Consider the following 7,469-nt stretch of genomic DNA (forward strand, 5'->3'; position numbering starts at 1 on the left):
CCTCTCGGCGCGCGACATCCGCGCGGTCGACGTCAAGTGCGCTGCGCCCGCCGGGCGCCGCCGTCCTCGGACGCCGGCGCCCGGCGGTGCGTCGGCACGAGCACCGCTCACCCGCCCGCGCACGACGAAGCCCCGCCCGGTCCCGGGCGGGGCTTCGTCGTGTCTGGCCTGTCCTCCCCGGACCGTGCCCGGGTGCGCTCCGGTCAGCCGGCCTTGCGCAGGCGGCTCGCGAGCGCCGCGGCGCGCTCCTCCTCGGAGAGCCCGCCCCACACGCCGTACGGCTCGCGGACGGCGAGGGAGTGCTCACGGCACGTCTGCATGACGGGGCACGTGGCGCAGATCGCCTTGGCGGCCTCGGCGCGACGGCGCCGTGCGGAGCCCCGCTCACCCTCGGGGTGGAAGAAGAGCGTCGGGTCGGCCTCGCGGCACTTGCCCTCGTACTGCCACTCCCACAGGTCCATCACAGGACCGGGCAGTCGCGAGATCTCCGTCATGAGGCCCTCCAGGCTGTTCTCGGGTCGATCCGTCGTCGGCGACCCGGGTGGCTGTCATCGCGTCGGCGATGTGCCCAACCTAGAACCGCGCCAGAAGTTGGTCAACCCCCTTGGTCAGAGTTCTTCGAATCTGATGCGTGCCGCGCGGTCCGTGCGGTCCGTGCGTGCTCCGCGCCGGGCAGGGCGGCCGTCGTGGCGCGGCTCGCCGCCTGAGGGTGCCCCGCGACGCGCTTGCGCGTGGAGGTCCAGGGGCACTGCACGGCGCGCTGGGTGGCGGACCGCGCCACGCATTGGGCACAATCGCGTCATGGTCTTGGCGCGATCCGACGCGGACAGGGGCCGGGACGGGAGTGTGCGAGTGGCCGACGACGGCACGACGACCGCCCCGGGTCCGTCGCTCACGGTCGCCGCGGTCGCGCGCCGGCTCGGCGTCGCGCCTGCGACGCTGCGCACGTGGGACCGCAGGTACGGGCTCGGCCCGTCGGAGCACATGGCGGGCTCGCACCGGCGGTACTCCGCCAACGACGTCTCACGGCTGCTGGTCATGCGACGGCTCACGCTCGAGGGCGTCGCGCCGTCCGAGGCCGCGCGTGCGGCCCTGTCCAGCAACGAGCCGGTCGTCGCGCCGACGCCGGGGCCGACGACGACCGAGGTCCTCGACGCGTACTCCGACGCGGTCCCCATGGCGCCCGACCCGCCGGCCCTCGTGTCGGCGGCGACGCACTTCGACAACGCGGCCGTGCGGTGGATGCTCGCACGCGTGCACGCCCGCGACGTCATCGCCTGGTGGGCCGAGCTCGTCGGTCCGGCGCTGCAGCTGCTCGCCGAGCGCGCGGTGCTCGAGCGTCCGGGGGAGAGCGCCGCCCCTGCGCTCGAGGCCGCGGCCTTCGCCGAGCTGCGCAGCCGCGCCGCCGTCGCGGTCGCGCGGCAGAGCCAGCAGGCTGGCCCCGGTGCGGGGTCCGCGACGACGCAGCAGGGCGCCCCGCACGACGGCGGCGAGCCCGCGGCGCCCGCGACCGTGCTCGTCCTGCCGTCCGCGGGCGGCCCGGACCTGCTCGCACACAGCCTCGCGACCGCGCTCCAGGCCCACGGCGTGCGCGCCCGTGTCATGTCCGCGGGCGGGGAGGCCGCGGTCGCGGCCGCGGTCCAGCGGCTCGCGCCCGCCGCGGTCCTCCTGCACGTGGGCCCGGAGCAGGAGGAGGCTGCGCGCGCGGACCGGCTGCTCGCCGCCGTCGCGTCGCGCGCGTCGGTGCCGCTCTTCGTGCACCGCGAGGGTGCCGCGCCCCTCGAGCTCTCCGGAGGCCTCGCGGTGCACCGGGTCCGGACGCTGACCGGTGCGCTGCACGAGGTGCTCGCCGTCGTCGGATGAGGTGGTCCTGCGTGGCGGGGGGAGGTCGGGCCGGTCGGCGGCCGGTGCGCGGGCGGCCGCGGCGGGCCACGCACCGGGACGTCGTCGTGTTCACCCGGGTCGGGCGCTAAGGTCCGGGCCCGCGCGGGCCGATGAGAACCTCGCACGGCACCACGGCCGTCGCACGTCGCCACCGGCTCGTCGGAGCCCGGTGGGACGAGGACCGGAAGGAGGCGGATGGCAGGCATCGTCGTGTGCCACGGCTCCGCCGCCGTGCGTGACCGCATCGTCTCGGCCGCCCACGGGGTGCCCGCTCTCGCCCCCGCACGTGGTGCGGCGAGCGCCGAGGAGCTGGTCGCCCTCGCGCGCCGCTCGTCGCCCGCGCTCGTCCTCCTCGACGCGCACCTGCCCGGCGCAGGCCCGATCGAGGCCATCCGCCGGCTGCGCATGATCGGCGCGACGCCGGTCGTCATCATGCTCGCGGTGCCCGGCGACGAGATCACGCTCGACCGCGCGATCGCGCTCGGCGCTCGTGGCTACCTCGCCCCCGACGTGGACCGCAGCGAGCTCGTCGCCGTCGCGGCGCACAGCCTCGCCGCCACCCACGTGCCGCACCAGGCCGGCCCCGTCCAGCGCGAGACGGCCGCGCGCCGCGCCGAGGACGCCGACCCGTCGCTGCCCGTCGTGGAGCTCACCAAGCGCGAGCTCGAGGTGCTGTCCGGCATGAGCCACGGCCGGTCCAACGCGCAGATCGGCGCCGAGCTCTTCCTCTCCGAGGACACGGTCAAGACCCACGCACGCCGGCTGTTCCGCAAGCTGGGCGCGGCCGACCGTGCGCAGGCGGTCGCCATCGGCCTGCGCCGGGGCTACATCCGCTGACCCCGTCGCGGGGCGTGGACGCCGCCGTCGGCACGTCGCGCGGGTGCGTACCATCGACGGGGTGAGCGCGATCGAGCCCCCGACCTCTCCGTCCGCCGCCGCGACGGCTGCCGACCCGTTCGGCTTCGTCGGCCTGACGTACGACGACGTGCTGCTGCTGCCGGGCGAGACCGACGTCATCCCGAGCGAGGTGGACACCAGCTCGCGCCTCACGCGCGAGCTGTCGGTCGCGATCCCGCTCGTCTCCGCCGCGATGGACACGGTGACCGAGGCCCGCATGGCGATCGCGATGGCGCGCCAGGGCGGCGTCGGCGTGCTGCACCGCAACCTCGCCATCGCCGACCAGGCGCACCAGGTCGACCTGGTCAAGCGCTCCGAGTCGGGCATGGTCTCCGACCCCGTGACGGTGGGACCGGACGCGACGCTCGCCGAGCTCGACGCGCTGTGCGGCAAGTACCGCGTGAGCGGCCTGCCCGTGGTCGACGCCGACCAGCGCCTGCTCGGCATCATCACGAACCGGGACCTGCGCTTCGTCGCGCCGCAGGACTTCACGTCGCTGCGCGTGCGCGAGGTCATGACGGGCATGCCGCTGGTCACGGGCCCGGTCGGCATCTCCCGCGAGGACGCGGCGTCGCTGCTCGCCAAGCACAAGGTCGAGAAGCTGCCGCTCGTCGACGACGCCGGGGTCCTCCAGGGCCTCATCACCGTCAAGGACTTCGTGAAGTCCGAGCAGTACCCGCTCGCCACGAAGGACGCGGAGGGCCGGCTCGTCGTCGGCGCCGCGGTGGGCTTCTTCGGTGACGCGTGGGACCGCGTGACCGCGCTCGTCGAGGCCGGCGTGGACGTGCTCGTGGTCGACACGGCCAACGGCCACGCCCGCCTCATGCTCGACATGGTGCGGCGGATCAAGGCGGACCCGGGCATGCGCCACGTCCAGGTCATCGGCGGCAACATCGCCACGCGCGCGGGCGCGCAGGCGCTCGTCGACGCGGGCGTCGACGCGGTCAAGGTCGGCGTCGGCCCGGGCTCGATCTGCACCACGCGCGTCGTCGCCGGCGTCGGCGTCCCGCAGGTCACGGCCATCTACGAGGCGGCGAAGGCGTGCCGGCCGGCGGGCGTGCCGGTCATCGGCGACGGCGGTCTGCAGTACTCGGGCGACATCGCGAAGGCGCTCGTCGCGGGTGCGGACACCGTCATGCTCGGCGGCCTGCTGGCGGGCTGCGACGAGAGCCCGGGCGACCTCGTGTTCGTCAACGGCAAGCAGTTCAAGCGCTACCGGGGCATGGCGTCGCTCGGCGCGATGCAGTCGCGCGGGGACCGCCGGTCGTACTCCAAGGACCGGTACTTCCAGGGCGACCTGTCCGACGACGAGATCATCACCGAGGGCATCGAGGGCCAGGTCCCCTACCGCGGGCCGCTCGCGGCGGTCGCCCACCAGCTCGTCGGCGGGCTGCACCAGTCGATGTTCTACGTCGGTGCGCGCACGGTGCCCGAGCTCCAGGCGCGCGGGCAGTTCGTGCGGATCACGCCCGCAGGGCTCAAGGAGTCGCACCCGCACGACGTGCAGATGATCTCCGAGGCGCCGAACTACTCGTCGCGGTGAGCCGCCCCGCTGCCGGCGCCGCCGGACCTGTGCTCGCCGGGGTCGACGTGCTCGCCGTGGGCGACCTCGTCCGTGCGGTCGCGGCGACCGTGGTGCGGCCGCGCTTCCGCGACCTGCACGCGACCGACGTCAGCGAGAAGAGCCCCGGCGACCTCGTCACCGTGGTCGACCTCGAGGCCGAGGCCGCGCTCACCGTCGGCCTGCAGGCGCTCACGCCCGACGTGCCCGTGGTGGGCGAGGAGGCCGTGGCGGCCGACCCGGCCCTCGTCGACGTCGTCGCGAGCGCGGAGCGGGCGTGGGTCGTGGACCCGATCGACGGCACCCAGGCGTTCGTCGACGGCTCGCCGGACTACGCGATCATGGTCGGCCTCGTCGAGCGCGGCGAGGCGGTGGGCTGCTGGATCTGCCTGCCTGAGCTCGACCGGCTCTACGTGGCCGTGCGCGGCGGCGGCGCGTGGCTCGACGGCGTGCCCCTCACCCGTCCCGAGGCCGACCTCGCCGCCCTGCGCGGCGGTGCCGCGACTCGCTTCCTGCCCCGCGAGGAGGCCGAGGTCCCCGGGGACGTGCTCGGCCGGGTCGAGGCGGGTGTCGCGTCCCTGGGCGCGGGGATGGCGACGAGCGACCGCCTGTGGTCCGGGGCGACCTACGCGCGGATCGCGTCGGGGGAGAGCGACGTCGCGTTCTACTGGCGCACCCACCCCTGGGACCACCTCCCGGGCGCGGTGCTGCTGCGCGAGCTCGGCGGGGTGAGCATCCGCCCGGACGGCTCCGACTACCGCGCGGACGACGGGGCGCTCGGCCTCGTCGCCGCGTCGTCGCCCGAGGTGGCGCGCGTGGTCCTCGAGGCGCTGCGCCCGCTGGGCTGAGCGCGGGCGCCGGCCCCGCACCCCGTCACGCGGCGACCGACGCGTCGCCGCGAGCCGGCCACGCGGGCTCCGGACCGGGGCCCTCGCGGCCCGCCTCGGCGCGCGCGGTGACGACCTCGGCGACCCACCGGGCGTAGGCGTCCGCCTGCAGGTCGTGCAGCGCGTCGTGCGTCATGGCGCCGAGCACCGGGTAGGCGCGCGCGATCGCGTCGAGCACGTCCAGGGTCGCGAGCACGTCGACGTCCGCGGCGTGCAGGTCGGCGTGCGTGCGGACCCCGTAGTGGCCGCACAGGTCGCCGAGCCGTCGCGCGCCCTCGCGCGCGGCGTCGAGGTGGCGGTCGAGGACGAGCGGGTCGAGCACCGCCCGGACGGGGCGACCGAGCCGGGCCGCGAGCGTCGGCAGGCCGTGCCGGCGCAGCTCGACGTCGAGCAGGGACAGGTCGAAGGACGCGTTGTACGCCACGACGGGCTCGCCGTGCGCGAGCGCGTCCGCGAGAGCCGTGGCGATCTCGTCGAGCGCGGGCGCCGCGGGCCGCCCGGCCGCTCGGGCGCGCTGCGTCGTGATGCCGTGGATCGCCGTGGCCGCCTCGGGGATGGGCACGCCCGGGTCGAGCAGCCAGGTCCGCACCGTCGTCGTGCCGCCCTCGCGCCGCACGACCGCGGCGGTGACGATCCGGTCCGTGTCGACGTCGACGCCCGTGGTCTCGGTGTCGAAGCCCACCACGGGGCGGGCCGCCCACGGGACCGGAACCGCCGTCGTCATGGCTGCCGTCGTCGTGGCTGCCGTCGTCGTGGCTGCCGTCGTCGTGGCTGTCGTCGTGACCTCGGTCGTCATGGCCACCTCCTGGACCCAGCCTCCCAGCGCCCTCCGACACCGCGTCCGTGGCGCGCCGGTCGTCGACGGCGAGCGCTTCCCGCTCGTGACGTCCCGCAACCCTGTTCTCCTGACCGCGTCCACCGACCCTCCCGCGGGCCCCCCGGGGGGCCCCCCCGGGGGGCCGCCGGGGGGCCCGGGGGCGCGGGGGGGGCCCCGCCCCCCCCCCCCCCCCCCGCCCCCCCCCGGGGGGGGGGGGGGGGGGGGCCCCCCGCCCCCCGCGCCGGTAGCCTGTGGGGCGTGAGCATCGAGATCGAGATCGGCCGCGGCAAGCGCGGGCGCCGTGCCTACTCCTTCGACGACGTCGCCGTCGTCCCCTCGCGGCGGACGCGCGACCCCGAGGAGGTCTCGGTCGGCTGGCAGATCGACGCCTACCACTTCGAGCTGCCGATCGTCGCGGCGCCCATGGACTCGGTGATGAGCCCGGAGACCGCCGTCGCCCTCGGGCGCCTGGGCGGGCTCGGCGTGCTCGACCTCGAGGGGCTGTGGACGCGGTACGAGGACCCGTCGGCGCACCTCGCCGAGATCGCCGAGCTCGACGCGGCCCACGCGACGGCCCGCATGCAGGAGATCTACGCCGCGCCGATCATCCCCGAGCTCATCACCCAGCGGCTCCAGGAGATCCGCCGCAGCGGCGTGACGGTCGCGGGCGCTCTGTCGCCGCAGCGCACGCAGCAGTACTGGAAGCACGTCGTCGACGCGGGCGTCGACCTGTTCGTCATCCGCGGCACCACGGTGTCCGCCGAGCACGTGTCGGGCCGGGCCGAGCCGCTCAACCTCAAGCGGTTCATCTACGAGCTCGACGTCCCGGTCATCGTGGGCGGTGCCTCGACCTACACGGCCGCGCTGCACCTCATGCGCACGGGCGCGGCGGGCGTGCTCGTGGGCTTCGGCGGCGGCGCCGCCCACACGACGCGCGTCTCGCTCGGCATCCACGCGCCCATGGCGACCGCGGTGGCCGACGTCGCCGCGGCCCGCCGGGACTACCTCGACGAGTCGGGCGGCCGGTACGTGCACGTCATCGCCGACGGCGGCGTCGGGCGCGCGGGGGACCTCGTCAAGGCCGTCGCGTGCGGCGCGGACGCGGTCATGCTCGGCGCGGCGCTCGCGCGGGCGTCCGAGGCGCCGGGCCGTGGCCTGCACTGGGGGCCCGAGGCGCACCACCCGCAGCTGCCGCGCGGCGAGCGCGTCGCGGTGGGCTCGGCGGGCACGCTCGAGGAGATCCTCTTCGGCCCGGGCCGGCAGGCGGACGGCACCCTCAACCTCGTCGGGGCGCTGCGCCGCGCGCTCGCGACGACGGGATACTCGGACCTCAAGGAGTTCCAGCGCGTCGAGGTCGTGGTCTCGCCCTACCAGCCCCACTGACCCGAGGCCCACCGACCCCAGCCCCGCCGCACCACCGGAG

Annotated in this window: 7 protein-coding genes; 5 read left to right on the top strand and 2 right to left on the bottom strand. The window is 76.1% G+C overall.

Annotation, left to right across the window (positions count from 1 at the left end; all coding sequences use genetic code 11):
* Nucleotides 1-203 precede the first annotated feature (203 nt).
* On the bottom strand, nucleotides 204-494 hold the full coding sequence (locus tag JIG38_RS19730) for a WhiB family transcriptional regulator (RefSeq protein WP_199425342.1): 291 nt from the start codon (nucleotides 492-494) through the stop codon (nucleotides 204-206).
* Between the two features lie 358 nt (nucleotides 495-852).
* Here JIG38_RS19730 and JIG38_RS19735 point away from each other — a divergent pair, with 358 nt between their 5' ends.
* From JIG38_RS19735 to JIG38_RS19750, 4 genes are all read left to right on the top strand, one after another.
* Nucleotides 853-1,863 carry a MerR family transcriptional regulator gene (locus JIG38_RS19735; RefSeq protein WP_199425343.1) on the top strand — a complete coding sequence of 337 codons (1,011 nt, stop codon included), beginning with the start codon at nucleotides 853-855 and terminating at the stop codon, nucleotides 1,861-1,863.
* Nucleotides 1,864-2,079: 216 nt separating this feature from the next.
* Entirely contained in the window at nucleotides 2,080-2,721 is a 642-nt protein-coding gene (locus JIG38_RS19740; RefSeq protein ID WP_199425344.1) for a LuxR C-terminal-related transcriptional regulator, read from the top strand.
* 70 nt (nucleotides 2,722-2,791) lie between these two features.
* A complete protein-coding gene (guaB, locus tag JIG38_RS19745) occupies nucleotides 2,792-4,324 on the top strand; it encodes an IMP dehydrogenase (protein ID WP_199425346.1) in 1,533 nt (510 codons plus the stop codon).
* Nucleotides 4,321-5,190 (top strand): inositol monophosphatase family protein, encoded by an 870-nt coding sequence (locus JIG38_RS19750; RefSeq protein ID WP_307845052.1) that lies wholly within the window; start codon nucleotides 4,321-4,323, stop codon nucleotides 5,188-5,190. Before guaB ends, JIG38_RS19750 begins: the two co-directional genes overlap by 4 nt.
* Before the next feature lie 25 nt (nucleotides 5,191-5,215).
* Here the strand turns inward: JIG38_RS19750 and JIG38_RS19755 are convergent, their stop codons facing one another.
* Nucleotides 5,216-6,025: an exonuclease domain-containing protein gene (locus JIG38_RS19755; RefSeq protein ID WP_307845053.1), complete on the bottom strand. Its 810-nt coding sequence runs from the start codon at nucleotides 6,023-6,025 to the stop codon at nucleotides 5,216-5,218.
* Between the two features lie 279 nt (nucleotides 6,026-6,304).
* On the opposite strand from JIG38_RS19755, the gene JIG38_RS19760 reads away from it, so the two are divergent.
* On the top strand, nucleotides 6,305-7,429 hold the full coding sequence (locus JIG38_RS19760) for a GuaB3 family IMP dehydrogenase-related protein (RefSeq protein ID WP_199425345.1): 1,125 nt from the start codon (nucleotides 6,305-6,307) through the stop codon (nucleotides 7,427-7,429).
* Nucleotides 7,430-7,469: the final 40 nt, after the last annotated feature.

It is taken from the genome of Actinotalea solisilvae, assembly GCF_016464425.1.
GTDB lineage: Bacteria > Actinomycetota > Actinomycetes > Actinomycetales > Cellulomonadaceae > Actinotalea > Actinotalea solisilvae.